We start from the raw sequence: 593 nt of genomic DNA on the forward strand, positions 1-593 counted from the left end.
GCATCAGCACGAAGTACAGGAACGCGATGGCGCCCGCCAGCGCGATCGTGAACGGCCAGTACCGCAGGCTGCGCACCATCGCCCGGAACTTGCGGACCACGACGTCCCACGCGTCGCCGCTCACCAGGTCCTGCCAGAACCGGCCCAGGTGCGTCGGGTTGGCGCTGCGCGAGTTCAAATAGGAGATCAGCAGCACCAGCGCCGCGCCGACCAGGCAGGCCAGCCCGAGCCGCACCGGCGACACGCGCTGCCCCACGGCCATCATGCCGAGGACGGCGAACGCGGGCACCATCGCGATCACGCCGCCGAAGTCGCTGCCCCAGAACGGCAGGCCGTCCACCGCGACCGCCGCCGCCCCGACCGCCGCGATGATCGCCGCCGCGGCGGCCCGGCGCCCCGCCCGGACCGGACGCTCGGCCAGCCACGCCGCCGACAGGATCGCCGCCACCGCGAACAGCGAGAACGCCTGGTTGCCGAACCCGTAGAAGCGGCCCGCGATGATCGCGTTGTAGCCCATCAGCGTGTTGAGCTGCAGCCGCGACCCGGTCATGACGTCCAGCGCCAGCACCACCGCCGTGATCAGCGTGATGAGC

1 pseudogene is annotated in these 593 nt (G+C 72.0%); it reads right to left on the minus strand.

The features are described from left to right. A pseudogene (locus tag AR3_RS31435) lies at positions 1–593 on the minus strand (hypothetical protein); the annotation flags it as partial.

The sequence above is a fragment of the Actinomadura rubrobrunea NBRC 15275 genome (genome assembly GCF_001552235.1).
GTDB classification, from domain to species: Bacteria; Actinomycetota; Actinomycetes; order Streptosporangiales; family Streptosporangiaceae; genus Spirillospora; species Spirillospora viridilutea.